The 26320-nt window shown below is 45.4% G+C and carries 22 protein-coding genes and 1 other RNA gene; 7 read left to right on the top strand and 16 right to left on the bottom strand.

All coding sequences use genetic code 11. The annotated features are described in order from the left end of the window. Position 1: 1 nt before the first annotated feature. Positions 2-1873, top strand: coding sequence for a monovalent cation:proton antiporter-2 (CPA2) family protein (locus tag ACLI09_RS08390; protein ID WP_411419156.1), 1872 nt, complete (start codon positions 2-4; stop codon positions 1871-1873). A gap of 52 nt (positions 1874-1925) precedes the next feature. Here the strand turns inward: ACLI09_RS08390 and ACLI09_RS08385 are convergent, their stop codons facing one another. The 3 genes from ACLI09_RS08385 to ACLI09_RS08375 form a co-directional block, all read right to left on the bottom strand. After that, a complete protein-coding gene (locus ACLI09_RS08385; protein WP_411419155.1) occupies positions 1926-2159 on the bottom strand; it encodes a hypothetical protein in 234 nt (77 codons plus the stop codon). 119 nt (positions 2160-2278) lie between these two features. Then, positions 2279-6826 carry a TonB-dependent receptor plug domain-containing protein gene (locus tag ACLI09_RS08380; RefSeq protein WP_411419154.1) on the bottom strand — a complete coding sequence of 1516 codons (4548 nt, stop codon included), beginning with the start codon at positions 6824-6826 and terminating at the stop codon, positions 2279-2281. A gap of 12 nt (positions 6827-6838) precedes the next feature. Then, on the bottom strand, positions 6839-9610 hold the full coding sequence (locus ACLI09_RS08375; protein ID WP_411419153.1) for a carboxypeptidase-like regulatory domain-containing protein: 2772 nt from the start codon (positions 9608-9610) through the stop codon (positions 6839-6841). 141 nt (positions 9611-9751) lie between these two features. On the opposite strand from ACLI09_RS08375, the gene ACLI09_RS08370 reads away from it, so the two are divergent. Beyond that, on the top strand, positions 9752-10312 hold the full coding sequence (locus ACLI09_RS08370; RefSeq protein ID WP_411419152.1) for a DUF6642 family protein: 561 nt from the start codon (positions 9752-9754) through the stop codon (positions 10310-10312). A gap of 27 nt (positions 10313-10339) precedes the next feature. Continuing rightward, on the top strand, positions 10340-10786 hold the full coding sequence (locus ACLI09_RS08365) for a hypothetical protein (protein WP_411419151.1): 447 nt from the start codon (positions 10340-10342) through the stop codon (positions 10784-10786). A gap of 3 nt (positions 10787-10789) precedes the next feature. Here ACLI09_RS08365 and hisIE read toward each other — a convergent pair whose 3' ends face one another. From hisIE to ffs, 11 genes are all read right to left on the bottom strand, one after another. Then, positions 10790-11377, bottom strand: coding sequence for a bifunctional phosphoribosyl-AMP cyclohydrolase/phosphoribosyl-ATP diphosphatase HisIE (hisIE, locus tag ACLI09_RS08360; protein WP_411419150.1), 588 nt, complete (start codon positions 11375-11377; stop codon positions 10790-10792). Beyond that, entirely contained in the window at positions 11374-12126 is a 753-nt protein-coding gene (gene hisF / locus ACLI09_RS08355; RefSeq protein WP_411419149.1) for an imidazole glycerol phosphate synthase subunit HisF, read from the bottom strand. The genes hisIE and hisF overlap by 4 nt, the downstream gene beginning before the upstream one ends. Continuing rightward, positions 12120-12830 carry a 1-(5-phosphoribosyl)-5-[(5-phosphoribosylamino)methylideneamino]imidazole-4-carboxamide isomerase gene (hisA, locus tag ACLI09_RS08350; RefSeq protein WP_411419148.1) on the bottom strand — a complete coding sequence of 237 codons (711 nt, stop codon included), beginning with the start codon at positions 12828-12830 and terminating at the stop codon, positions 12120-12122. Before hisA ends, hisF begins: the two co-directional genes overlap by 7 nt. After that, positions 12827-13405, bottom strand: a complete 579-nt coding sequence (hisH, locus tag ACLI09_RS08345; protein WP_411419147.1) for an imidazole glycerol phosphate synthase subunit HisH — start codon at positions 13403-13405, stop codon at positions 12827-12829. Before hisH ends, hisA begins: the two co-directional genes overlap by 4 nt. Continuing rightward, positions 13402-14490 carry a bifunctional histidinol-phosphatase/imidazoleglycerol-phosphate dehydratase HisB gene (gene hisB, locus ACLI09_RS08340; RefSeq protein WP_411419146.1) on the bottom strand — a complete coding sequence of 363 codons (1089 nt, stop codon included), beginning with the start codon at positions 14488-14490 and terminating at the stop codon, positions 13402-13404. The genes hisH and hisB overlap by 4 nt, the downstream gene beginning before the upstream one ends. Before the next feature lie 2 nt (positions 14491-14492). Beyond that, positions 14493-15515 (bottom strand): histidinol-phosphate transaminase, encoded by a 1023-nt coding sequence (hisC, locus tag ACLI09_RS08335; RefSeq protein WP_411419145.1) that lies wholly within the window; start codon positions 15513-15515, stop codon positions 14493-14495. Position 15516: 1 nt separating this feature from the next. Continuing rightward, positions 15517-16797, bottom strand: coding sequence for a histidinol dehydrogenase (hisD, locus tag ACLI09_RS08330; RefSeq protein ID WP_411419197.1), 1281 nt, complete (start codon positions 16795-16797; stop codon positions 15517-15519). 6 nt (positions 16798-16803) lie between these two features. Next, positions 16804-17661, bottom strand: coding sequence for an ATP phosphoribosyltransferase (gene hisG / locus ACLI09_RS08325; protein WP_411419144.1), 858 nt, complete (start codon positions 17659-17661; stop codon positions 16804-16806). Between the two features lie 342 nt (positions 17662-18003). Further along, complete coding sequence (gene fsa, locus ACLI09_RS08320; RefSeq protein WP_411419143.1) at positions 18004-18660, bottom strand: fructose-6-phosphate aldolase; 657 nt, start codon at positions 18658-18660, stop codon at positions 18004-18006. Between the two features lie 36 nt (positions 18661-18696). Then, positions 18697-19500, bottom strand: coding sequence for an SDR family oxidoreductase (locus ACLI09_RS08315; protein ID WP_411419142.1), 804 nt, complete (start codon positions 19498-19500; stop codon positions 18697-18699). 276 nt (positions 19501-19776) lie between these two features. Further along, an RNA gene (gene ffs, locus ACLI09_RS08310) (signal recognition particle sRNA small type) lies at positions 19777-19875 on the bottom strand. A gap of 94 nt (positions 19876-19969) precedes the next feature. Here ffs and ACLI09_RS08305 point away from each other — a divergent pair. Beyond that, positions 19970-21016 carry a glutaminyl-peptide cyclotransferase gene (locus tag ACLI09_RS08305; RefSeq protein WP_411419141.1) on the top strand — a complete coding sequence of 349 codons (1047 nt, stop codon included), beginning with the start codon at positions 19970-19972 and terminating at the stop codon, positions 21014-21016. A 150-nt stretch (positions 21017-21166) separates the two neighbouring features. Here ACLI09_RS08305 and cysK read toward each other — a convergent pair whose 3' ends face one another. Both cysK and epsC read right to left on the bottom strand, forming a co-directional pair. Beyond that, the gene (cysK, locus tag ACLI09_RS08300) at positions 21167-22075 is read right to left on the bottom strand and encodes a cysteine synthase A (RefSeq protein WP_411419140.1); all 909 of its coding nucleotides are present in this window, start codon (positions 22073-22075) and stop codon (positions 21167-21169) included. A 22-nt stretch (positions 22076-22097) separates the two neighbouring features. Then, the gene (epsC, locus tag ACLI09_RS08295; protein WP_411419139.1) at positions 22098-22913 is read right to left on the bottom strand and encodes a serine O-acetyltransferase EpsC; all 816 of its coding nucleotides are present in this window, start codon (positions 22911-22913) and stop codon (positions 22098-22100) included. A 351-nt stretch (positions 22914-23264) separates the two neighbouring features. Between epsC and ACLI09_RS08290 the strand changes: the two genes are divergently transcribed. Genes ACLI09_RS08290 through ACLI09_RS08280 form a run of 3 tightly spaced genes read left to right on the top strand, consistent with a single transcriptional unit; the run spans position 23265 to position 26319 of the window. Beyond that, a complete protein-coding gene (locus ACLI09_RS08290; protein ID WP_411419138.1) occupies positions 23265-23888 on the top strand; it encodes a TetR/AcrR family transcriptional regulator in 624 nt (207 codons plus the stop codon). Next, entirely contained in the window at positions 23878-25230 is a 1353-nt protein-coding gene (locus ACLI09_RS08285; protein ID WP_411419137.1) for a TolC family protein, read from the top strand. Before ACLI09_RS08290 ends, ACLI09_RS08285 begins: the two co-directional genes overlap by 11 nt. 6 nt (positions 25231-25236) lie before the next feature. Then, on the top strand, positions 25237-26319 hold the full coding sequence (locus tag ACLI09_RS08280; protein ID WP_411419136.1) for an HlyD family secretion protein: 1083 nt from the start codon (positions 25237-25239) through the stop codon (positions 26317-26319). Position 26320 lies beyond the last annotated feature (1 nt).

Genomic DNA, 26320 nt, shown 5'->3' with positions numbered 1-26320 from the left:
AATGGCCGACGGATTTTTTTTTCAGGCAATAATTTACCTGCTCGCTGCGGTAATATGTGTGCCCCTGGCAAAAAAGCTGGGGCTTAGTTCTATAATAGGCTATCTGTTTGCGGGTATCATTATAGGGCCGTATGTGCTGGGGTTAATTGGCCAGGAAGGCCAGGATATTATGCATTTTGCAGAGTTCGGCGTTACCATGATGCTGTTCCTGATTGGGCTTGAGCTCGAACCCTCAAAATTCTGGCGGATGCGTAAATTTATTTTGGGCATGGGCAGCCTGCAATTAGTAGGTACGGCGCTTGTTATTTTTATTGCCTGCTCAGTTGTAATGCGCTGGCATTGGGAAACTACACTTATCATTTCACTTGCACTTACATTATCATCTACGGCCATTGTAATGCAAACGCTAAAAGAGAAAGGGCTTAGCAAAACCTCTATGGGCAGGTCGTCTTTCGCAGTGCTCCTTTTTCAGGATATTGCAGTAATACCTATTCTGGCGATTTTACCGTTACTGGCTGAAGGCCATATAGCCGGGCAAACGGCCAATCATTCGCTGATTGCAAATCTTGATAACTGGCTTCAAACGCTGATCGTTTTTGGCGCAATTGGCTTTGTTTATATTGGCGGGCGTTATATAATAATCCCACTGCTTCATATTGTGGCAAAAACAAGGCTACAAGAAATGTTTACAGCCTCGGCATTACTACTTGTTTTGGGTGTTTCTTTTATTATGCAACTGGTTGGCTTAAGCCCTGCCCTCGGTGCATTCATTGCCGGAATGGTTTTGGCAAACAGCGAGTTTCGCCATGAGCTGGAAGGCGATATAGCGCCCTTTAAAGGCTTATTATTGGGACTTTTTTTTATAGGTGTGGGTGCCTCAATAAACTTTACAATCATGCTGGCTGACCCTGTATTTATAATTGTATTTACCACCATATTCAATGCTATAAAATTTTTGGTCTTACTTGGAGTAGGAAAAATTTATAAAAAGAGTGCCGACCAAAACCTGTTGTTTGCCTTTGCGCTCAGCCAGGCAGGTGAGTTTGGGTTTGTAATATTTGGGTTTGCGCTACAGCTTAACCTAATCCCCGTAGAACTTTCAAACCAAATGATGGCTGTTATAGCGCTTAGTATGCTTGGCACACCATTTTTGTTACTTATAAATGAAAAGTGGATAGACCCTTATTTTGGCGTAAAAGAAAGCCCGAAAAGTAAATATGACAATATAGAAGAACAGAATGAAGTGATTATTGCCGGATTTGGAAACTTTGGCAGTACTATAGGGCGTTTACTAAAGGCAAATGGCATACCTGCTACAGTACTTGATATGGACTCAGACCGGGTAGATTCGCTGCGTAAACTTGGTTTTAAAGTGTACTATGGAGATGCTTCAAGGTTAGAGTTACTTAAAGCAGCCGGATGTGAAAATGCAAAGATTTTTATAGCCGCGATAGATAATCCAAGGGTAAATTTACAGGTTGTAGAAATAATTAAAAAACATTTCCCCCACCTGAAAGTCCTTGCCCGCGCACGAAACAGGAATGATGCTTTTGATCTTGTAAATATGGGAATAAATGATTTTTATCGTGAAAATTTATACAGTGCTGTTCACCTTGGTGTAGACGCGCTTACAGAAATGGGGCACCGCCGATATACTGCGACACGCCAGGGCCAACGTTTTATAAAATATGATGAAGAAGCTACCCTTCGCCTTGCACAGAAAAAGAATGACAAGCAGGCTTTAATTGCCGGAACACTACGGGAGATAGAAATACAGGAGCACTTAATTAAAGAAGATTTATTCGCCTTAAAAACCGCCCAGGACCATGGCTGGGAAAGCGAAGAAATAAAAGAAGAAAATCAGAACAAATAAAAAAGGTGGCTTATTACAAACCACCTTTTTTATTACATTATCTTTGATAACATTAAGCATTAACATTTCTTTGGTTGTTTCTCTTAAAGTAAATGTATGCAAAAATAATAGCTACAATACTTAGGTAAATAAGTTTTCCGTTAATTGGTGTAGCATTAGTATCATTGTCATTTTCAACATGGCAATCGGGAAAGCCACAGTCATTATCCGGAGTTTGAGCAAATACAGCTAGATTGCCTAGAAATAAAAAGGCAAACATATACCATTTTAAAAGACTATTCTTCATAATTTTTGGGGTTTAAATTATTATTAATCACAGAACAAAAATAAAGATTATTTTTAAAAAAACAAGTTTATACAAAAAAATTATTTTTTAAGTAATATAGGGGAAATAAAAATAAAAAATCATTCTATTATTTCCACTTCCAGACCGGAAATCCAGTTTTTGTGCTCGTTGTTGTAGTACAGGTAGGCCGATGACGCTATGCCTTTATACATGCCTGGCACCTGAGCTTTTAGGTCGATGTTGATATTACGGATTTCACGCGCATTTAGGCTACGGAGATACAGCACCAGCTCACTGCCGAATATTTCATAGTATGCAATAACATTCTTGTCTACCAGTTCTTTAAGCTGCCATATTTCCGGCGATGTACCGCCCGGTATGCCTATGCGCACCAGCGGGTTAGCTACCGGCGCATTAGTGTTGTTGGTCACCTGGGCTTCTAACCTTGTGGTTTCGCTCACTTTTATTTTACTGCGGGTAAGCCCGGTTTTAAGGCTAAGTTGGCACTCAGGCGAATTTTCGGGCTGGTAGCTCGAGTAGCTTACATAGAACAGGTACGGCACCTGCTTGCCGTTTTCAATATTTACATTAACACTATTCGTTCCTCCATTTATGTTTCCGGTAGTATTTACACTTATATTGCCACCATCATCTACGCTTGATATATTTACTGCTACATTATTTATTGTAGCAGTAATTTTTGCCTGCGAAGAGCCTGCTTTTGTCATCCTGCTAAAGTTGGTAATGGCTTTCATGGCCAGTGCCGTAGCCTGGGTAGACCCAAAGCCACTAAGCTTTTTAGACGACTGTATAAAATTAAGCACATCAGGCAGCTCAGGGGTTATATTGCCCCCTTTCATTATTGCCATTGCGTACAGCGAAGCCCACTCTATGCTTTTAGAAAGGTCATAACTGTTTACTATGGTAGCGTCTGCTTCAACTTTATCATGTGTTAGCTTCGCAACCTCACCCTTAATGTTATCCAGCAGTTTTCTGTAAGATGCCATATCGCCCAGGTTATATGCCGCAATAGCCACGAGCGACGAGCGGTAGGCATCTTTGCTTTTAAGGGCCTCTGCAAGTGCGGTTCTATATTCTTCAGATATGTTTTCCTTTTGCCCCATTTCGCTAAGTACAAATACAATATAGGCATTTACCACTTCATACTTACCGTGCCCTATGGCATCAAGCCCAGAGTGCTGGGTATAGCCTCCTCTGCCATCCTTACGTTTATTGAGCCATTTTATAGAACGGTTTATCATGTCTTTATCAATATCCATAAATTCCTGCATTTCGTGGAACTGCAACAACCCGTAAGCGGTAAGGGCCTCGTGGCCGGGATCGCCGCCAAACCATTCAAAGCCACCGCTTTTAGATTCGTAGCCTTTAAGCATCTCGTAGCCTTTCTTTAAAAGTGACAATGCCTTCTTCTTTACATCATCATTAATACCGCGAGACGTTAGCAGCTGTAACGCCATAACATTAGGATAGTTAGATGACGAAGCCTGCTCAAAACAACCGTGGGGTTCGCGCAGCATCGACTCTATACCATCAGAAAACGAGTTGTATGGGTTAGTGATAAACTTTATGCCCGATTCTATACTGCCCGGCACTGGGTTTTGGATAACGAAGTTCTCTGCACCTGTTTTAACACCCGAGAAGTTAACGGTTTTAGGAAAGCCTTTGCTATAAATGTCAATTGTTTTATCAATAGCAACCGTGTGCCCGCTTGCCGATAATGTAACCCGCACAGGGATTTTCTGACCCGCGGTAACAGCTTTTATGGTAAAGTACACTACCCTGCTTTCATTGGCCGTAAGGCTAAGCTGAATGTTGTCGCCTACCGTTTCAAAATATCCTGATTTTGACAATAGGGCATCAACGTCAAGGGATTTATCCGAATTATTTTTAACACGCAATGGAATTTTAATCTCGTCTTCCTGGGTGGTGAATAACGGCAATTTAAGGTCGGTTTCCACCGGCTCTTTTACGGCATAGGAGTGCTTTTTAAGCCCAAGGTCGCCTTTGTAGGATGTGCCTTCTGCCCAAATGGTAAACGTAGCTGTTTCGTCTGAATTATAATAATCAAACGCGGCGCTCCCATTCGTATCTGTCTGTACCGTTGCGTTCCAGTAAATGCAGTTGCGGAAATCCGTTTTCTGCTCCGTTTCTGTCGTAGTATATACAGGGGCATAGAAACCCGCCGGGATGTTAAGCTTGCGGGAGGTATCTTTATTTATTTCCTCAAAGGTATAATGGCGCTTTTTGCCCAATAAAATACCATTGCCCCCGGCGCCCCTTTTAGTGGTTATAATTATTACCCCGTTACCACCCCGGCTACCATAAATAGCGGTTGCCGCCGCGTCCTTAAGCACGGTTAACGATTCTATCATCTGGGGGTTAAGCCCGCCCAGCACAGATCCGTTTTCGTTTCTGCTGTATGGAGCGCCATCAACAACAACTAAGGGTTCAAGATTACCATTAACTGTGCCAACGCCCCTTATCCGTACTGTTTCGCCACTTCCGGGTGCGCCTGTGCCCATAGTTACATTTACTCCTGCAAGCATCCCTGCAAGGCTTTTGGTAACGGAAAAGTCGTGCGCACTAACAACCGTCACCGCACCGGTTACAGCGCGCTTATTCATTGCACCGTAGCCCACAACAACCACCTCCTCAAGATTATTTGATGCCTCTTTCATATTTACAGCTTCACCTTTTTGATCGGCAAGGGCTACCGCATCGGCGGGCTTAGCTAAAGTCCTGCCCGGGGTTTCAAAAACTTTGTTTCCCGCATCGGCGGCTACTTTAAATTCTTCCTTCAGTTTTAAAACCGACTGGATATCTGATACCGAGTTTTTTATTGTGTACTCTTTACCGCGTTTGCCCTCTGTGGCCAGCATGGCGTTTTTTTCAAAATGTGTGCGTGTGAATTTAAAAAATCCCGATTTATCGCTGTGGGTTTCATACACCTTGCCCGTGTCTGATATCAGGTATACTTTTAGCGAAGCCGGCTCGTTTTTATTATCCAGCACAAAGCCTTCAATATCATTACTTCGTTCGGCTATTATCGTTGTGGGTGCGCCATCATAAGCGTTTATTTCGCTTTGGGAAAAGCGCCGCCACCCGTGGGTATTAAGGAGCAGGTCGAGCGCGGTAAGCCTTTTCTCCAAAGGCTCTTTTTCATCGAAATAAAAACGGGGTTCATGCACATTACCTTTCAGCTCAAAGCCAAAGAACATCCACGTGAGCAGGTTGTGCTGCTTATCGTCCATATAGGTCAGCAGCTTTTCATCTACTACCGCAACCGACAGGCTGCTCGGTACCGGCTTGCCTTCCTCATCTTTAGTAACTACGGTTACTTTAACCTGCTCGCGCGGCCCATATACTTCTTTATCGGTAGTTAATTCGATGCTTAGTCCGTCCTGATAGTTTATAAATACCAGGCGTTCGGCTACTATCTGCCCATTGATGAGCAGCGACACCGCGTAAGTACCCATCGGTACGCCTTTAGTTTCTATAGAAAGCATAGACGAACCTTCCTTAGCGTTAAAGGGAATTGATTTTACCACCTTATCCTGGCTCCTGAGCAGTAGTTCGCCCGAAGCTTTTTCAGGGCTATACACTGCTACAGCCAGGCTTTGCATAGCTGCACCAACGTTTAACTGATATCCGGATGAAAGCGCTATAGGGAATTCATAACGCTTTTCAGAACGGAAGGGTGAGGTAATCACCGCCGAGTATTTCTTATTTGCCTGCGGCGTAAAGGCCACCTTGCCCATACCGTCATAAAAACTGGTAAACTCCTGTACTCTGTTACCGGCTTCATCCTGTATATAACCCGAAACGTCGAGCGGTTTGCCAAATTCGTTCTTCGCGATAAAGAACAGGTTTGACGGCTGCCCTGCGATGTAATTTCCACCTTCGGGCAAAAACTGCAAATCGGCAAAATTGAGGTTTATGGGAATGGATTTAGTTATCGATTCCTTGATATTATCATACAATACCTTAACGTTGATAATACCATCATTTGATTGCAGGTCATCCGGCAGGCTGAACGCAAGCGTAGCCTTACCCTCAGTATCAGTAACCGCCGTAAGGGTATTTTGGGTTTTTCCGGCTATGAATATCTCAAATTCGACATTTTGATTGCGTATCGGCAGGTTCTGGTTGTTTTTCAGCACAAAATCGGCTTCGGCACTTTCGCCCGCGCCATAGCCCTTCTTTTTAAAATCGAGCGTCATCAGCACCCTTGGTGCAATAACCTTCTGCACAAAAAACTGCTTTTCAAAAGGGGTGTCGCCCAGTTGCTGCTGGTACCTTGTATAGGCCTTTATCACATACATGCCTGATGGCGCCTCGGCACTTAGCGTAAAAGAACCCGCCGCCCCGCCCTGTGTCAGCATATAGGTTTGGGCATCGGCCTTTTTACCAGACGGGTCGTAAATATCTACATATACATAATCGCTTTTTGTGTACGGATTGTTGCCCGCCATGGTACCGTAGAGCTTGTAATACACCGTCTCTTCGGGCAGGTAGAGCACATTATTGAGGTGGGCATATATTTTTTCCGGTTGCTGCTGGGTGTAATAGGTTTTCAACGCCTTGCCCTGCTGTGCAAACAGGCTGGCAGTTATAAACAAAAAGGCTATTTTAAGTAGTGTTTTCATGGCTGGGTAAGTTTAAAATTTTACTGCGAATGACAGTCCGTACATCCTGAGCATGGGTGAATTAAAGTAGTCAAGCCCGGTGGTTTCGGAGGAATTAAAAAGCGTATTGGCTGCGAAAGCCGTATCGCTTTTTGAAAGGATAAATACATTATTAACGAATGCAGAAACCGTAATATTAAACGTTTCGGCATAGTAGGCCGTATTTTTGCTGTAGCTCAGCGTAATGTTGTTGAGCCTGAAATAGCTGGCATCTTCTATAGCATCCTCGGCTACACCCGCCACGCCGTAGCGCGTCCAGCGGTTTTGGGTAACAGGCAGATTGGTATCATAAAAACTCACGGGTTGTGTATTGACCACCCCTGCTTCTGTAACGCCGTTAAACACATAGCCTGTAACGCTGCGCTGATTAGCGGTAGTTTGAGATACACCATAGTAATTAAGCGTTTGTTGCGTACCGTTCCACAGGTCACCGCCCTGGCTCCAGTCGAGATTAAGCTTAAGGCTAAATTTTTTGTAATGAAACCCCTGCGAAAACCCCACGACGAAATCAGGGTTTGGGTTGCCGATAACCTTAGGCACACCGGCCACTTCAGGGAAACCCTGGCTATCGATGATAATATTATTGTAAGCATCCCTTTTATAGGCACTGCCCATAATAACCCCCAACGGCTGGCCCACTATGTAGTTTTTATTTACATCTGCAAAACCCGCTATGGGTATACGTGCATAATTACCACTGATGCCGGTTACCTCGTTTTTATATGCGGTAAAATTAAAGTTGGTAGATAACTGCAGGCGGTTGCTATTTCCGAGGTCGAGGTAACGGTTATAGTTAAGTGTAAATTCAAGCCCCTTTTGGTAATAATCTACAGCGGGCAACCACGCAAAACCATCGCCCTGGTACAGGGGTGCATATAAGCCTTTTACATTTTTACGGTACAGTTCAAGTTCCATATCTACACGTGAATCATAGCGTACGCCTGCCGTGTAATTGTTCTCTTTTGTAGTGCTGGTAGTATTTGGTGTAAAAATTTCGTAGTTGTTACCCATCTGCTTAAACTGGTCGATGCGGTAGGCAAGGCTGTTAAAGTAGAGGTTGTTGTTTTGCAGGTCGGGCTCATACGCTTTGTAGGACGCATGCCCGTAAATGCTAAGGTTGCGCGTAATAAAATTATTCCACACAAAACCCGCCGTAGCGTTGCCATACACATTTTTTTTTACGGTTGAAGAATAGGCAAGCCCTCCTCCTGCCTCAAACCTCAGGTCATCGTCGTTGTAATAAAAAATATCCTGTAACTCATGGCTTGCGTTAACGTTCAGGCCGGTTTCAAAACGGTTTTGTTCCCGCCTTACTGTATACTGCTCCGCAGGGTTACCGGGGTAGCCTGCCAAGCTGGTATAGCCACTCCCATACTCACGGTTCAACAGCCGGTTCTGGTATTTGGCATCAAGGCTGGCGCCAATGCGGGTGCGGGAACTAAAAGTATATTTAAAGGCATCTGAAACGTTTAGCATGCTGTATTTTTCGGTCCGTTCATTATAATCCGGGTTACTTACCTGTGCCGCAAAAGGAATATTTCCTGCCGTATTTTTAATATCAGAAAACTGCGACACCACCCTTATTGTATTTTCCACATTATTTTTAGTATAGGTATCGCTCACAAAGAGTCCGCCCTGGCTGCTTGTATTTGTATCTCGGTTGTTGTGCAGCAGGTAATACGGGTTATTTTCAAGTGCGCTAAAATTTCGGGGCAGGCCGTTAGGCAGTACATCGCCGGCTTTGCTGTTAAAATGTGCCGGTGTTGTGGCATTGGCAAAAATGGCTTTATTGTATATAAAGTTGGCATTACTCAGGTTGTTTTCGTAACGGTTAACGTTGATGTTTGCCGAGATTTGATGCGCATCATAATGCTTATGATAGGCCAGTGTAGCATTAACCTCATCATTTTTACCGGTGGGCAGGCTCACGTTACTGTTCCTGTAGCCCAGGTTGAGCTTTAGGTAATCGCGGTTGCGCATTACAAAACGCGTGGACAGTGTGGTTTTCTGCTCAAAGGTATTCCTGAAAAAATCATTACGGTTGTATAACGGCACAGCGTTGCCTACACCGCTTATAATAGCGCCATTAGGGTAATAAGGCGTAGCCGTGCCCGATGTTTGCAGCGTACTTACCAATGGCCCCCAACTGAAAACCTCGTTAGTTTCCGGCCCCTGGTAGGTAGCTTCGCCGTTTAAGCTCCTGCCCTGCGCATAGCTATTTTGAAAGTGGTGCTGCCGTATGGGCTGCCCGGTTATAAACTCGCTAAACAACTCAAGATACAGCGTATTATATTCACCCTTGTGCTTAAGGTGGTATACATCACCTGCCGATTTTTTTATCAAGGCAACATCGGCGTAGGCATATTTCTTATCAGAATAATCAGGGGTTGTACCCGACGGCACCGAAACCTCCAGCGTGTCATTCTCACGGTTGATGCTGTTGCTAAAGGCATCGCTTAAAATGGGCTGTACTACGTTGCCACTTTTTACAGCCGCTTTATTCGTATTAGGCCCCGTAACTTTAAGGGTTACCGTTTGCATGCCTATAAAATTAATAACGAGTTCGTCGCCCTTGTTTACCAGTATGGAATAATTACCATCAATGTCAGACGACGTGCAGTTTGTTGTTCCCTTTACGCAAATTGTGGCGCCCGGCAGCGGGTAGCCGTTATCGCTTACATTGCCCTGGTAGGTAAATACCTGGCTGTATCCTGAAAAGAAAATGAGTAGGAAAAGATACCTCATGACGATTGGTTTTTTATATAAGGATAACGTTTTAGTAGTAAAGGTTGGGAATGGCTGTAAAAAACTTTTGCAACAGCCTGCTATATTAAAACTAACAATTCGGCATTACCTTTGTTAGAGATAGTACCCAAAGGTTGACAAATGAACGATGATAATTTTATTTTTTGCCTCGAAGCCGTAGCGGATGTTGATGCGCAGGTGGTTACCGAAACCGTAGGTAACCTGGAGCGGCTGGCTTTTGAAACCGGTATAGGCAGCATTTACAAAACCTGCGACAGCATTGAAGGGCTTGAGGAAAGCCTGAACGCCCTATTGTATAGCGACCATAATTTTAAGAACTACGAAATTATATACTTGATAATGCCTGGGCAGGAAAACAACATTGCCCTGGGTGGCTATTACTACAGTATGGAAGAGATTGCCGAACTGTTTGAAGGCCGCCTTAAAGGCAAGATACTACACTTTGCCAATGCAAAAACGGTTGACCTTACCAGTGAGGAAGCCCAGTATTTTTTAGACATTACCGGCGCAAAGGCGGTATCGGGCTATGGAGAGAAGTCCTACAGGGTAACCAGCAGTGGTCTGGATAAGGCGTTTTTCAGCCTTTTTGAAGAGGATGATGATGTGATAAACATCGTAGAGGAGCTGCACAAAAAATATTACGCGCTGTGCAAGCTGCTTGATTTCAGGCTGTATTATTAATATATTGCAGTGCCCAATAGCCAATCAATGAGATACAAAAGATGGATAATAGCTATACTGGTAGTGCTCAGCCTGTTATTTATTTGGTTTTATCCGTTAAACCCGAAGCCTAACCTCAATGGTACATGGCATTTAGATTATTGCTATCTGGAAGGTAAAGATGTAGCCCAACCCGAGTTGAGCTACGGATTTACGTACAACAGTGTGGAAATAGTGGGAAGTGATATGCTTATAAGAACGTTGAAGCACGGCAATATAGAAGCGAAGATAGGCATTCTTAAAAATGGCAACTTAGTGATCCGGTCTGCTGAAAACCCCTCGATTAATGGTACGTATTCAATGTCTGTTGAAACGGTTGACGATACAAAAACCGGATATACTTACGGTACCAAAACCAGTACAGTTGAATTAGTAGCTGTTGATAATAATAAGGCCATTACTTTTTCTAAAAGCGATCTTATCAGCCCAGATTAGGTCTCACTTCGCCCTATCTCTCAATACCCCTTCAATTTCTTCCAGCGTAAAACCCTTTGCCCTGAGCAGTACCATAAAATGGAACAGCAAATCGGCGGCTTCGTTTTTAAACAGGTCGGCGTTATCGTCTTTGGCTTCTATGACCAGCTCCACCGCTTCCTCCCCTACTTTTTGGGCGACTTTATTGATGCCTCGTTTCAACAGGCTGTTGGTGTAGGATTCAGCTACATCATCATCCGCACGCTGTGCTACGGTTTGTTCCAGCTGGTATAAAAAGCCCTTGGCATCCACATCACCAAAGCAGGTTTGCGCGCCTGTATGGCAGACCGGACCGTCAGGAATTACGGTAATCAGCAGCGTATCATTATCGCAGTCCTGCATAATATTTTTCACCGTGAGGTAATTGCCTGATGTTTCGCCCTTGGTCCACAGCCTGTTTTTGGTACGGCTAAAGAACGTTACCCTGCCCTCCTGCTGTGTTTTGGCCAAAGCTTCTTCATTCATGTAGCCCAGCATCAGCACTTTTTGGGTAGCGGCATCCTGTATTATTGCGGGAATCAGCCCGTTTTGTTTTTCAAAGTCAAGTATCATCGTATGGGTAAGTTTTGTAGTTTTAAATAATCTTTTAAATCGGGAATAGAAAGCTCCCCATAATGGAACAGGCTTGCCGCCAGCGCTGCTGTAGCTTCTGTCTGTGTAAATACCTCAGCAAAATGCGCCATGCTCCCCGCACCACCCGAAGCGATAACGGGTATGTTTGTCACATTGCATACTTCTTTTAATAAACCAAGTGCAAAACCGCTCTTGGTACCGTCCTTATCCATAGAGGTAAGCAAAATTTCACCCGCGCCCAGGGCTTCGGCCTGCTGCGCCCAGTCAGTTACTTTTATACTGGTTGCCGTATGGCCGCCGTTGATAAATACTTCCCATTCATCATTAACGCGCTTGGCGTCAATAGCCACCACCACCGCCTGGCAGCCCAGCGTATCGCTAATCTCTTTTATCAGTGGCGGATTTTTAACCGCAGCCGAGTTCAGGCTCACCTTATCTGCCCCGCGTCGAATGAGGTATTCGGCATCGTCTACCGTGTTGATACCCCCACCCACCGTAAACGGGATGTTGATGGCGGCTGCCACGCGGCTAACCAGTTCGGCCAGGGTTTTGCGCTTTTCGAGCGTAGCGGTGATGTCGAGGAATACCAGTTCGTCGGCACCCTCGGCAGCATAGCGTGCAGCAAGCTCTACAGGGTCGCCGGCATCGGCCAGGCCCAAAAAGTTTACGCCCTTTACCACGCGCCCGTTCTTTATATCAAGGCAGGGAATTATCCGTTTCTTTAGCATAGTTCTGTCAGTTGTTTTAAGGTAATGGTGCCTTCATAAATGGCTTTGCCAATTATAGCACCCGTGCACCCCATTTGTTTAAGCATGACAACATCGTTAATAGTGGTAACGCCACCGCTGGCTACAAGGCCAATGCCTGTTGTAAGCAGCTCGGTATACAGCTCAAACGATGGTCCCTGCAGCATGCCATCTTTACTGATATCGGTACAGATTACCTGCTGTATACCTTTAGTTTTGTATTGGTTTACAAAGTCGATTACATCGAGTTCACTTTCTTGTTGCCAACCGTTTACCGATATTTTACGGTTGCGGCAGTCAGCCCCCAATATAATTTTATCGGCGCTAAATTTTGCTATCCAACGGTAAACCGTTTCCGGCGATTTAACGGCAATGCTCCCGGCGGTTATTTGTTTCGCGCCGCTGTTAAAGGCTGCCTGCACGTCTTCATCGGTTTTAAGGCCTCCGCCAAAGTCAATGTGCAGTGATGTGTTTTTTGCGATTTTTTCGAGTACTGCCTGGTTGGTAATACGCCCGTTTTTAGCGCCATCCAGGTCAACCAAATGCAGGTACTGTATACCGGCGGCTTCAAACATTTTGGCGACCTCAAGCGGATTTTCGTTATAGTTTGTCTGTTGCGCATAATCGCCCTGGGTAAGGCGCACGCACTTGCCCCCTATTATATCTATGGCCGGTATAATCTTCATAAGGCTAAAAAGTTCTTAAGTAACTGCTCGCCCGCACTACCCGATTTCTCGGGGTGGAACTGCACCGCGTAAAAGTTATTTTTTTGCAAGGCCGCGCTAAAAGGTAGTATATAATCGGTTACGCCGGTAGTGTACTCACAGAGTTCGGCATAGTAACTGTGCACAAAATACATGTCTTTTTCATGGCAGGCATCCCGTAGAAACACGTTTTCAAGGCATTGCAGGCTGTTCCAGCCCATGTGGGGCACCTTATCTTCCGGCGGAAATTTAAGTACTTCGGTATCAAAAATCCCAATCCCGTCGGTACTCCCCTCTTCGGTATAGCTGCACATTAGCTGCATGCCCAGGCAAATGCCTAATACGGGCTGTGTGAGCGACCTTATAATTTCGTGAAGTCCGCGTTCTTTTAAATAGGCCATAGCCGGAGCTGCATGCCCCACTCCCGGAAACAGCACCTTATCTGCCGCCTGTAGCGTAGCGGCATCATCAGTAATAATACAATCGTAGCCCAGCCGTTTCAGGGCATTGTCGACCGACATGGTGTTACCTGCATTATATTTTACAATAGCTATCATAGTGTGCCTTTTGTGCTGGGAATTGCGTAATTATCCGTTTTCGCAACAGCCATTTTTATGGCCTTCGCGAAGGCTTTAAAAATGGATTCTATCTTGTGGTGTTCGTTAGTGCCCTCGGCTTTTATGTTGAGGTTGCACTTCGCAGTATCACTAAACGACTTAAAAAAGTGGAAGAACATCTCGGTAGGCAGTTCGCCTATTTTCTCGCGTTTAAATTCGGCATCCCACACCAGCCACGGCCTCCCGCCAAAGTCGATAGCGACCTGCGCCAGGCAGTCATCCATAGGCAATAAGAAGCCGTAGCGTTCTATGCCTTTTTTACTGCCCAGTGCATTCAGGAACGCTTCGCCCAATGCCAATGCCGTATCTTCAAGCGTGTGATGCTCGTCTACCCAAAGGTCTCCCTGCACTTTAATATCGAGACCAATACCGCCGTGGCGCGACACCTGGTCGAGCATGTGGTCAAAAAAGCCTAAACCGGTACCAATAGTGGTTTTGCTGTTATCGTCGAGGTTAACGGTAACTTCGATACTGGTTTCATTTGTTTTTCGGATTACCGTCGCTTTACGGGGCTGGCTTTTCAGGAAGCGGTAAATGCCTTCCCAACTGGTTTCACACAGTGAGGCATCCTCGCAGTCCGCTCCCATAAAAATCGACTTGCAGCCCAGGTTTTGCGCCAGCTGCACATCAGTAAAACGATCACCTATTACGTAGCTGTTCTCAAGGTCGTAATTACCCTTAATGTAATGCGTGAGCATGCCGGTACCTGGTTTCCTGGTGTGCAGGTTCTCGTGTGGAAAGCTGCGGTCTACCAATATTTCGGCAAACTTTATGCCCTCGTTTTCAAAGGCTTTAAGCATGGCGTTCTGGGCCGGCCAAAACATATCTTCGGGAAACGAATCGGTACCCAGGCCGTCCTGGTTAGTAACCATAACCAACTCATAATCCAGCTCCCTGGCTATTTTGCCAAGGCCTGAAAACACACCCGGATAAAACTCCAGCTTCTCAAGGCTGTCTACCTGCTGGTCGATAACAGGTTCGATAATCACGGTGCCGTCTCGGTCTATAAACAATATTTTTTTCATTTTTAGGGAAGTTCGTTTAGGGCAGTCAATAATAAGTCATTTTCTTCGGCGGAGCCAATGGTTATGCGCAGGCAGTCAGGCACTACGTTATTCCTGTTGCGCAAGATGATGCCTTTTTGCACCAGGGAATTATAAATGCCGTCTGCATCAGTTACTTCAACCAGCAAAAAGTTGGCATCCGATGGATATACTTTTTTTACAACATTTAATTTTTGCAGCGAATGCACCATTTTTTCGCGTTCGGCCAGCAGTTTATTTTTTTGGTTTTCAAAAAGTTCCGGCTGGCTTATCGCGGCAAGGGCAACGGTATAGTTAAGGCGGCTCACGTTGTAGGGCGGCTTTACCTTGTTGAAATAACTGATAATTTCGGCACTTGCATACGCCAGGCCCACACGGGCTGCAGCCAGCCCCCAGGCTTTACTAAAGGTTTGCAGTACAACGAGGTTAGGATATAGTTCCAGCTTTTCTAACAACGACGCACTTGCGCTAAAATCGATATACGCCTCATCAACCACCACTATACCGTCAAAGTTTTTAAGGATGGTTTCGATGGCGTCAATACTGTTCCCGGTGGGGTTGTTAGGCGAACAGATAAACACGAGCTTCAGGTTTTCTCTTTTGAATAATGGCAATGTTTTATCTACATCAATCTGGAAGTTTTTATCTAAAGGAAGCTCAACCAGCGTTACATTATTGATATCTGCCGAAACGCTGTACATGCCATAAGTAGGCGTAAACGTGAGCGCGCTGTCTTTACCCGGTTCGCAAAAAATGCGGTAACACAGGTCGATGGCCTCATCGCTGCCGTTGCCCACAAAAATATTTTCCTGCGGTACATTTTTTAATTTGGAAAGTGCTTCCTTGAGCTGCTTTTGTTGCGGATCTGGGTAGCGGTTAAACATACCGTACGGGTTTTCGTTGGCATCAAGGTAGGCCGTGGCGGTACCTTTAAACTCATCGCGCGCAGAGCTGTAGGGCTTTAAAGCCAATATATTAGGGCGTACTATTTTACTGAGGTCAAACATATTAAAGCGTTTTTAATCGAATGGTCACCGCGTTTTTGTGTGCCTGTAGCTGCTCTGCCACTGCCATGGCCTCTATAGCCGGGCCTATGTTTTGCAGCCCCTGTGCCGTGATTTTCTGAAAGGTTATTTTCTTTACAAAACTGTCCAGCGATACCCCACTGTAGCTGCGGGCATAGCCGTTAGTAGGCAGCGTATGGTTAGTACCGCTGGCATAATCGCCGGCGCTCTCGCAGCTGTAGTTGCCTATAAATACCGAACCCGCGTTTGTTACGGCTTCCGCCAATACATCGGCATCGCGGGTGGCAATAATAAGGTGCTCGGGGGCGTAAGCGTTACTAAAGTTAAGGCACTTCTGGGTATCGGGCAAAATAATAGCACGGCTATTCTGCAATGCTTTTAGGGCAATTTCCCTGCGGGGAAGTTCTTCTACCTGTTCCTGTAAGGCTTTGCTTACTTTAATTACCAAAGCCTCACTGTCCGATACCAGTACCACCTGGCTGTCGGCACCGTGCTCCGCCTGGGAGAGCAAATCGGCTGCAACAAATTCAGCGTTAGCCGATTCATCTGCAATTACCAACAGTTCGCTTGGCCCGGCGGGGAGGTCGATGGCTGTACCGTAAGCAAAGGCGGCCTGTTTTGCAGCAGTAACGTACTGGTTGCCAGGCCCGAAAATTTTATCGGCTTTGCCAATGCTTTCTGTACCAAACGTAAGCGCGCCAATGGCCTGTATACCACCCACTTTATATACAGCCGTAACCCCTGCCAGCTGCGCGGCATAGAGTATAGCAGGGTTGATATTGCCCCGCTTATCGGGCGGGGTGCACAGCAGTACTTCTTTACAACCGGCAATGGCGGCAGGCACCGCAAGCATCAGCACCGTAGAAAACAGCGGCGCCGACCCACCCGGAATGTAAATACCCACTCGCTCTATGCCACGGCTTTCACGCCAGCAGGTAACTCCGGCTGTGGTTTCAATAATCTTTTTCTCCTCTGCCTGTGCGGTATGAAATTTTTCAATATTGGCTTTTGCCAGTTGTATAGCGCTTTTTAATTCTTCCGGAACCAAAGCTACGGCGGCAGCTATTTCCTCTTGTGATACCGTGATCTCGACTGGATTGGAACCATCAAACAAGGCGGTGTATTTGCATAATGCCGCGTCGCCATTCTGGCGGATTTCGGTAAATATTTGTTGTACCACGGCATCAAGGTCGTCGGCAGCTATGGCCGGCCTTTCGCAAAGCGAGCGCCATTGAGCTATGTCGGGGTTTACTACTTTCTGTATCATAACTTAAAGTATCATTTTTTCAACATTTGTTACTAAAATCCCTTCCGCGCCAAGCGCCTTAAGTTTATCGATAATGTCCCAAAAGGTATCTTCACGAATTACGGAGTGGATGCTGCTCCACCCCTCCTCGGCAAGGGGTAGTACGGTAGGGCTTTTCATGCCGGGTAATATGCGGCTTATTTCGGCAACCGACTCATTTGGGGCATTAAGTAATATGTATTTGTTCTCTGCCGCGTTGCGTACCGATTGTATGCGGAACAGCAGCTTATCAAGTATTTCCTGCTTTTCAGGGGTCAGGGTTTTGTTGGCAATCAGTACCGCCTCACTTTTTATTACCTGCTCTACTTCTTTAAGGCCGTTAATCTGTAGCGTGCTGCCCGTACTTACAATATCAAAAATACCGTCGGCAAGGCCTATAGCGGGGGCTATCTCTACGCTGCCGCTAATGGTTTCTATTTGAGCGTTTATGTTGTTTTCATCAAAATACTTCTGCAAAATAACCGGGTAGCTGGTGGCAACTTTCCTGTTGTTGAAAAAGTCAGGCCCTGTATATAAAGCATCCTTTGGCACGGCCAGTGAAAGCCTGCATCCGGCAAAGCCCAGCGGTTTCACTTCGGTAACGTCCTTATTTTTTTCCCACACTTCGTTCTGGCCCAGTATGCCTGCATCGGCTACGCCTTCTTCTACGTACTGCGGAATGTCGTCATCCCTTAAAAACAAGATCTCAACCGGAAAATTTGGCGATACTGCCTTGAGCCTGCGCTCGCCATTGCTCAGGCGTATGCCGCAATCACTTAATAATTGTAATGATTTTTCGCTCAGGCGGCCGCTTTTTTGTACTGCAATTTTTAATGTACCCATGGTGTTTGTTTGTGGTGCCTGAGTAAATAAAGCGGTGTGAGTAGTACTGGTACAAACAAAAAACCCGCCTGACTTACTCAAACGGGTTTATGAAATATCTTAGGTTACTGCCATATCATTTCCTCCTCGCGTTTGAGCCAGTGCTGAAATGATGATGATGCAGTTTGTTTGTAAACATGGTATTGTGATTTGTATGCATTACAAATGTATAGTAAATAGTTTTAGCAGCAACAGCACCTGTCAAAAATTAACATTATATTGTAATTCTTTCTAACAAAAAATCCCGGCCGCGTAAGTACAACCGGGATTTTGTATTTGTAGAATAGTAAGTCAACCCAAAACTTATTGGTTGCCTTTAGCATAATCTGCAAGGAACTGCGCAAGGCCCAGGTCGGTAAGCGGGTGGTTCAGCAGACCTGAAATAGCACTAAGCGGGCCGGTAATAACATCGGCACCTATCTTGGCACAGTTAACAACGTGCATGGTGTGGCGCACTGATGCTGCCAAAATCTGGGTTTCAAAACTGTAGTTGTCATAAATCAGGCGAATCTCATCGATAAGGTTAAGCCCGTCGGTAGAGATATCATCAAGGCGGCCTACAAATGGCGACACATACGTAGCGCCTGCCTTAGCGGCAAGCAGTGCCTGCCCGGCCGAGAATACAAGGGTTACATTGGTTTTAATGCCCCTGTCCGAAAAATATTTACATGCCTTAATACCATCTTTAGTAAGGGGCAGCTTTACCACTATTTGCTCATGCAGGTCGGCAAGCTCTTCGCCTTCGCGCACCATGCCGTCAAAGTCAAGCGCTATAACCTCGGCGCTCACATCGCCTTCCACAAGGTTGCAGATGTCTACATAATGCTTAAGGATGTTGTCTTTGCCCGTAATACCTTCTTTAGCCATAAGCGAAGGGTTTGTAGTAACGCCATCAAGAACGCCAAGTTCCTGTGCTTCTTTAATTTGTGCCAGGTTTGCGGTATCAATAAAAAATTTCATAGTCTCTTTTTTAATGTTTAAAAATCTACTGTAAAACTACAACTTATAATGGTTCATCAGCATTTTTTCATACAGTTTGTCCGGAAGCACCCGCTTAAGCACTATGCTGAACTTTTGCATAAAAGCGCCTACTTTATAGTGTACATTGGGGTTTGGGTCTTTCATTATAGCATATATTGCCTCGGCCATTTGCAGCGGGTTGCTGCCGGTATCTACGTGTGTATCCATCTCCTTGAGCGTGTTTCCGTAAGGTACCTCATAGGGTGACCCTGAAATTACCGGGGCATGGTAACGGCCTGCGGCAATGTTTGTGGCAAAGTCGCCAGGGGCTACGCTGGTTATGGTAATGCCAAAGCCTTTTACCTCCATGCTCAGCGCTTCGGTTATCAGTTCCAGCGCGCCTTTAGACGCGGAATAAATGCCACGGTACGGCAGCCCCATGTACCCTGCTATGCTTGTAATGTTTATTATGAGTCCCCTTTTTTGTTTGCGCATTTGCGGAAGCACGGCTTTCATAACCTCGATAGGGCCAAAAAGGTTTACCTCAAAATGGTTTTGTATCTCGGCAGCGGGAATTTCTTCAATCGGCCCGGTAATGCCTACCCCGGCGTTGTTTACCAGTACATCTATAGTTCCGGCTTCGGCAACTACATGGGCTATGGCGGCCTTTATGCTTTCGGCATTACGCACGTCAACGGCCACGAGGGGGAACTTCGATTCAAAAACTTTGTCAGGGTTACGGCTGGTGCCGTATACACGGTAGCCTTTTTCGATTAAAAACTCGCCTACAGACCTGCCGATGCCCGACGAGCCGCCGGTTATGAATATTACTTTGCTCATGTGTGTATTTCTCTAAGAGCCGCTAAATTACTTTTTTGAGGTGAAAAAGCCTAAAGCTATAGCACAAAGATTCTCAAAGAGGGCACAAAGTCGCACAAAGAAAATCAGCACTATAAATAATCATGTAGCCCAAAATTAACTTTGAAAAACTTTGTGCCTTCTTTGTGGCCTTTGCCAACTATGTTTTATTTGAGTGAAACTGCTCGCTCTCCTTTGGAGAGGGCCGGGGTGAGGTCAAAAAAAATCCCCTAACGGAGATCATCTAAAAAAAGAAAAAAATGGCAAGCGACCTACATCGCACCGCTACAACCACATACCTTTGCTGCGTTCCCACCCTGGAGGAGTCTGCAGGAGCTGGTCGTGTAGGACTTGCCGGTGCAAATTTACAACCTTTTTCTTTTTTTGCAAGCATATTGCCCAATATAAAACGTCGTTGTATATTGCTACAGATATTTAAAACCCGATAAAAATGTATAAAGCATTATCTCTCATTGCATTGGGAGTACTTGTTATAAGCTGTTCTAAAACCCAGGAGGAGAAAAATAAATTGTTCCCCATCGATTTTTCGGCAATAAAAGGGCAATATACCGCCGGGGAGACGCTTCCCCTAACGGTATCGAACCCCGAAAAACAGCAAATTGATTCAGTTGTGTACTATCTTTCCAATAAAAAAGTTGGTAGTGTAAAAGGCAACGAAAAGCTAAGCGTGCCGTTAAACAATGTAAAGCTGGGTTACCAGGATATTAAAGCCACTACCTATTACCCCGACGGCTATGGCGAAAGCAGCGGCAGGATAGAGATAATAAGCGGCGTTAAAGCAAAGATACTTTCATACGAAATTGTAAATACCTATCCGCACGATGTTACTTCGTACACCCAGGGGCTGGAGTTTTACCGCGATACGCTGGTAGAAGGTACGGGGCAGTACGGCCAATCGGTACTGCGCAAGGAAGACTACAAAACCGGTGAGGCGTATAAGAAAGTATCGCTTGACGGCAAGTACTTTGGCGAAGGCATTACCATTTTTAACAATAAAATTTACCAGCTTACCTGGAAGGAAAATACCGGTTTTATTTACAACGCCGATAACCTTAACAAGATAAAAGATTTTAACTATGCCAAAGCCATACAGGGCTGGGGCCTTACGCACGACGACAAGTACCTGTACCAAAGCGACGGCAGCGAAAAGATATACAAGCTTGACCCCGAAACGCTGCAGGAGGTTGACTACATAAACGTTTATGCCGGAGACCGTAAAATTAAGGAGCTTAACGAACTGGAATATGTAAACGGTAAATTATACGCTAACGTGTACCAGACTAACGGCATTATGGTGATAGACCCTGCCACCGGAGCGGTTGAAGGCATACTGAATATGGCCGAACTTGAAACCAAAATAAACAAAACCCCGCAAACCAACGTGCTTAACGGTATTGCATACAACCCTAAAACGGGTACGTTTTTTATTACCGGAAAACTGTGGGATAAGATGTTTGAGGTGAGGATTAAGGAGTAATTTCAGATTTCAGAATGTAGATTTCAGATTGAGCTTCACTCAAACGCTAACAATCGATATAAGAAATGGCTGTCTAAAATTAGACAGCCATTTTTATCTAATGATTTCTACGGCTTGAGTGAAGCTCAATCTGAAATCTGAAATCATAAATTAAAACAATCCCTCAACCGATAAATACCTTTCTCCTGTATCGTAGTTAAAGGTAAGCACGGTAGCGCCGTTGGGTATCTCGTCAATCTTTTTGCTGACTGCCGCGAGCGATGCCCCGGTAGATATACCCACTAATATGCCCTCTTCTTTAGCAATACGCTGGGCAAAGGCAAAGGCCTCGTCTTTGCTTACCTGTATTACGCCGTCTATAAATTCGCTATTGTAAATGCTCGGTACAAACCCGGCACCTATACCCTGTATGGGGTGCGGGCCCGGTGCGCCGCCGCTCAGCACGGGCGAAAGTTCCGGCTCTACGGCAAATACTTTTATGTCCGGCCATTCTTGCTTCAACACCTCGCCTACACCGGTTATGTGGCCGCCTGTGCCCACTCCGGTAATCACGTAGCCTACCCCTTCAGGGAAGTCGGCTATAATTTCCTTAGCGGTGGTTTTGCGGTGTACCTCAACATTGGCAGGGTTATCAAACTGGCTTGGCGACCATGCGTTAGGCGTAGCGGCAGTAAGTTCAGCTGCTTTGGCTATAGCGCCTTTCATACCCAGTTCGCGCGGGGTAAGTTCAAATTCCGCGCCGTATATCGACATCAGCTTGCGGCGTTCCACACTCATGCTCTCGGGCATTACCAGTATCAGTTTATAGCCTTTAACGGCCGCTACCAGTGCCAGGCCTATACCCGTGTTGCCCGATGTAGGCTCAATAATAACACTTTCTTTGGTCAGTATGCCTTTAGCCTCGGCATCTTCTATCATGGCCAGGGCTATACGGTCTTTAATGCTGTTGCCGGGGTTGGTGCGCTCCAGCTTTATCCACACGTTTTTACCGGGGAACAGCTTTCCCAGCTTTACGTGCGGCGTGTTGCCTATTGTTTGTAAAATACTTTCTGCTTTCATAATTTATTTTGATATTGAAATATTATATAACAAAGTTTAACGGTTCGGGGAATACTTCCTTCGTCTTGATTGTGGCCTCACTTTTATGGTACACCAGCGCATTTTCGGGCACAGAATGCGTTATCCAAACATTGCCCCCTATCACGCTGCCGTTGCCTATCAGCGTACGCCCGCCCAGTATGGTGGCGTTGGCATATATGGTAACATCATTGCCTATGGTGGGATGGCGCTTGGTGTCGGCCTCGGCTTTTAGCACACTCAGCGCACCCAGGGTAACGCCCTGGTACATTTTTACATCGTTGCCTATAACGGCGGTTTCGCCTATTACTATGCCCGTGCCGTGGTCTATAAAAAAGCGGCTCCCTATGGTAGCGCCCGGGTGAATGTCTATACCCGTTTTACCGTGCACATATTCGCTTAGCATGCGGGGCAAAAGCGGCACTTTCATCTTCCAGAGCTTATTCGCTATCCGGTATACGGCTATGGCAAAAAAGCCCGGGTAGGCTACCAGCACCTCGCTGCGTGATTTGGCCGCCGGGTCAAACCGGAAGATGGCCTTTAAGTCTTCCTCAAGCTGGTGATGGATTTCAATAGCTTTACCATCCAACGCAGAGATAAAAGCATCGCAGTTGGCTTCTTCAACACCCGCCGAAAGCAGCAGCTCTTTAAGGGTGGCGCGCAGTGCGTTTTCTTCGGCTAAAAAGTAATCGTAAACGGCAAATTGCGGCCCTATGCAAAACATCCAACGAAACAGGTCTTCTATCCAGTTTTCTGTTTTTTGTTTGTCCGGGAGCACTCCGGATTTTAAATAATTAGCGGTATAAATAGGGTGTTTCATAACGATGTCAAAAAGAAAAACGCCTGCTTACCATTACAGGGTTACGCGCAAGCCTAACAAATTTAGGGAAAAATTTTACATACTCTACTAAAACAGTAGATTAATATTGAGCCAAAAATGACAAAATCAATACATCCGCTTTAAACACATTACAAATATTAATATTAAAACTATCACTTTATATAAACATTAACATAATTCTGATTATAAAATAAATAACTTATCAATATAGAATTTATCTATGAGTGCAAACGCAACCGTTTTCTGTTAATATTATGTTAAGCATATGTTTAAACAAACGTTTAATTTAAACAAGTGTTTAACTTTGCAATGTAATTTAAGAGTATCGCCATGATAGAATTTAATGAAAAACAAACCGAGATATTGCAGGTGGCTGAAAGGCTGTTTGCTGAGGATGGGTTTGACGGCGCTTCCATCCGCACCATAGCTAAGGAGGCTAATGTAAATATCGCGATGATATCCTACTATTTCGGGTCGAAAGAAAAACTGCTGGAAGCGCTCATCATCTACCGTACATCGGGCATGAAAATGCAGCTGCAAACCATCTTTAACGAAGACCTCTCCCCTACCCAGAAAGTAGACCGGTTAATAGACCTGTATATATCGCGTATCAACCAGAATAAGTGCATGTACCAGATTATGCACTTTGAGTTGTCTACCAAAAAAAGGATCCTCAACATGGATTCTTTTATGGATATAAAAAAAGAAAACTCGGCCATCTTTTGTAAGATTATTGAAGACGGGCAGGAAAAGGGCATCTTCCGCAAGGACATAAACATTACCCTTATCCCTACCACCATATTGGGTATCCTTACACATTTTCATACCAACAGGCTGTACTTTGAAAAAACGCTGAACCTGGACACCGAAGAGAAGTACGACCACTACGTAAAAACCGAAGTAACACATCACATCAAACAAACTATTAAAGCGCTTTTAGCACATGAAAATTAAACAACTGCTGCCCTTAGGGCTTCTGCTTGTAACGGGTGCCGCCGTGCACGCGCAGCAAAAGCAACAGCTGTCGCTGGACGAAGCCGTAAACCTGGCCGTAACAAAAAGCACCGAGGCCAGCCTTGCGGATACGCGGGTAGAAACGGCGAAACTGGAACTTGGCAATGCAAAGAACACCGCCTACCCATCGTTTACCGTAACCGGGCAATACCTGCGTGTTAGCGACCCTACCATAAACCTTAAAAATATCGGTGGCAGCGCCCCTGCCGATGGTACCGATTCCGGTAGTGGCTCATCAACTCCCACGGTAAACAGCGCCATGTTTGGCCTTGCCAATGCCGGCCTGCCCATATTCGCCGGAGGTAAAATAAAAAACAGCATCGCGGCAAGCGACAATGCCTATAAGGCGCAAACCTTTAACGCGGCCTATACTAAAGAACAGCTGGCACTGCAAACGGTGATTTTATACACTAACCTTTACAAAGCACAGCAGTCGGTTACGCTTATTGAAGAAAACCTTAAGAGCGCTAACCAGCGGGTGAAGGACTTTACTGCCATGGAAGAGAACGGGCTTATAGCGCGGAACGACCTGCTTAAGTCGCAGTTACAGGCCAGCAACATACAGGTAAGCCTTGAAGAGGCTAAAAAGAATGTTGTAACCATCAATTACCAGCTGGTAACATTACTGCACCTTCCTGAAAATACCGAAATAGGCATAGAGAACGGTTACTTTAAAAACCAGGATGCACAGGTTGCCGTTACCGAAGCCGATGCCATAGCGCAGCGCAGCGACCTTGAGGCCATTCGCTACCAGGAGAAAGCCGCAGAGAATGAGATTAAGATTGCAAGGGCGGGCTACTACCCTTCGCTGTCTCTGGCTGCCGGGTATGTGTACATTAACGTACCGAATTTTGTTGAGGTATATAACGCTGCTAACGTAGGTGTGGGATTATCGTATGATATTGCCGGCATCTGGAAAAACAATAAAAAGATAAAAGCCGCCGAAAGCCGCCGCAACGAAACGCACCAGCAGCTTGACCTGATGACCGAGAATGTAAAAGTGCAGGTAAAAACCGCGCTTGAAAATTACAACTTTGCCATAAAGCAAAACAAGGTGTATACCGAAGCTGTTACCCAGGCCGACGAAAACTACCGCATTGTAAAAGACAAGTATGATAACGGCCTTGTAGACACTAACGACCTGCTTGAGGCCGACGTGCAGCAGCTACAGGCAAAACTTAACCAGACGTTTAGCAAAGCAGATATTACTGAACGTTTTTATGAGCTGCTTAACGCTTCAGGAAAATTAACTACTTCATTTAATCTTACACAAAACAAATAACCCATCATGGAAGAGAAGAAAAAAACAAATAAGAAGTTCCTTGTTATACTTATCGCCCTTGTAGTATTAGGCGGCGGTTACGGAACGTATAAGTACATACACGCGCAGGCGCACGAAACTACTGATGACGCCCAGGTAGATAAAAACATGAACCCTATCATACCCCGCGTATCAGGGTACATCACTAAAGTATACGTTAAAGACAATGCCCAGGTAAAAAAAGGCGATACCTTGTTTACCATTGATGACAAAGACTATGTAGTGCGTGTGGAAGAAGCAAAAGCATCACTTGCGGCGGCAGAAAGCAGCTATGCAGCGGCTAAAGCAGATGTGGGCGGCGCGGCAGCAGGTGTATCGGTTAGTAATGCTAACATAGCATCAAGCCAGGGTAATATTGAGGCAGCAAAAGTGCGCGTATGGAGGGCTACTAACGACTTTACCCGTTACCAGAACCTGTACAACAACAAGAGCATTACAAAACAACAGTTTGAGCAGGCACAGGCCACCAAGCAGGAAGCCGAAGCGAACCTTAGGGTATTACAACAGGCAGAGCAGGCAAGCAAGAGCCAGCGTAACGCCAGCGTAAGCCGCAGCAATGTATCAGCATCGCAAACGGAAGTGGCAAAAGCCAATATAGAGAAAGCAAAAGCAACCCTGGCCGCAGCCGAACTTAACAAAAGCTATACTATTGTTACTGCTGCCGTAGACGGTCAGCTAAGCACGGTAGACATCCAGCCGGGGCAGCTGGTACAACCGGGCCAGGCGCTGTTTTACATTATAAGCGATGAGGCAGCATGGGTTATTGCCAACTTTAAGGAAACGCAGATAACAAAAATGAAGGCAGGCCAAAAAGTGATTATCGAGGCAGATGCTTTCCCCGGCGTGGAATTTGAAGGCGAACTATCGTCATTCTCTCCTGCTACCGGCGCACGCTTTTCACTGCTACCCCCGGATAATGCTACCGGTAACTTTGTAAAAACCGTGCAAAGGCTTCCTGTAAAAATTACCCTTACTGAAAACAACGACAAAGAAAAAGTGAAGCTGCTTCGTTCTGGTATGAACGTAGAAGTAGACGTACACGTAAAATAAA

Source organism: Flavobacterium sp. RHBU_24, assembly GCF_046613695.1.
In the GTDB taxonomy this organism is placed as follows: Bacteria; Bacteroidota; Bacteroidia; order Flavobacteriales; family Flavobacteriaceae; genus Flavobacterium.
This window is presented reverse-complemented; position numbering and strand designations above follow the sequence as displayed.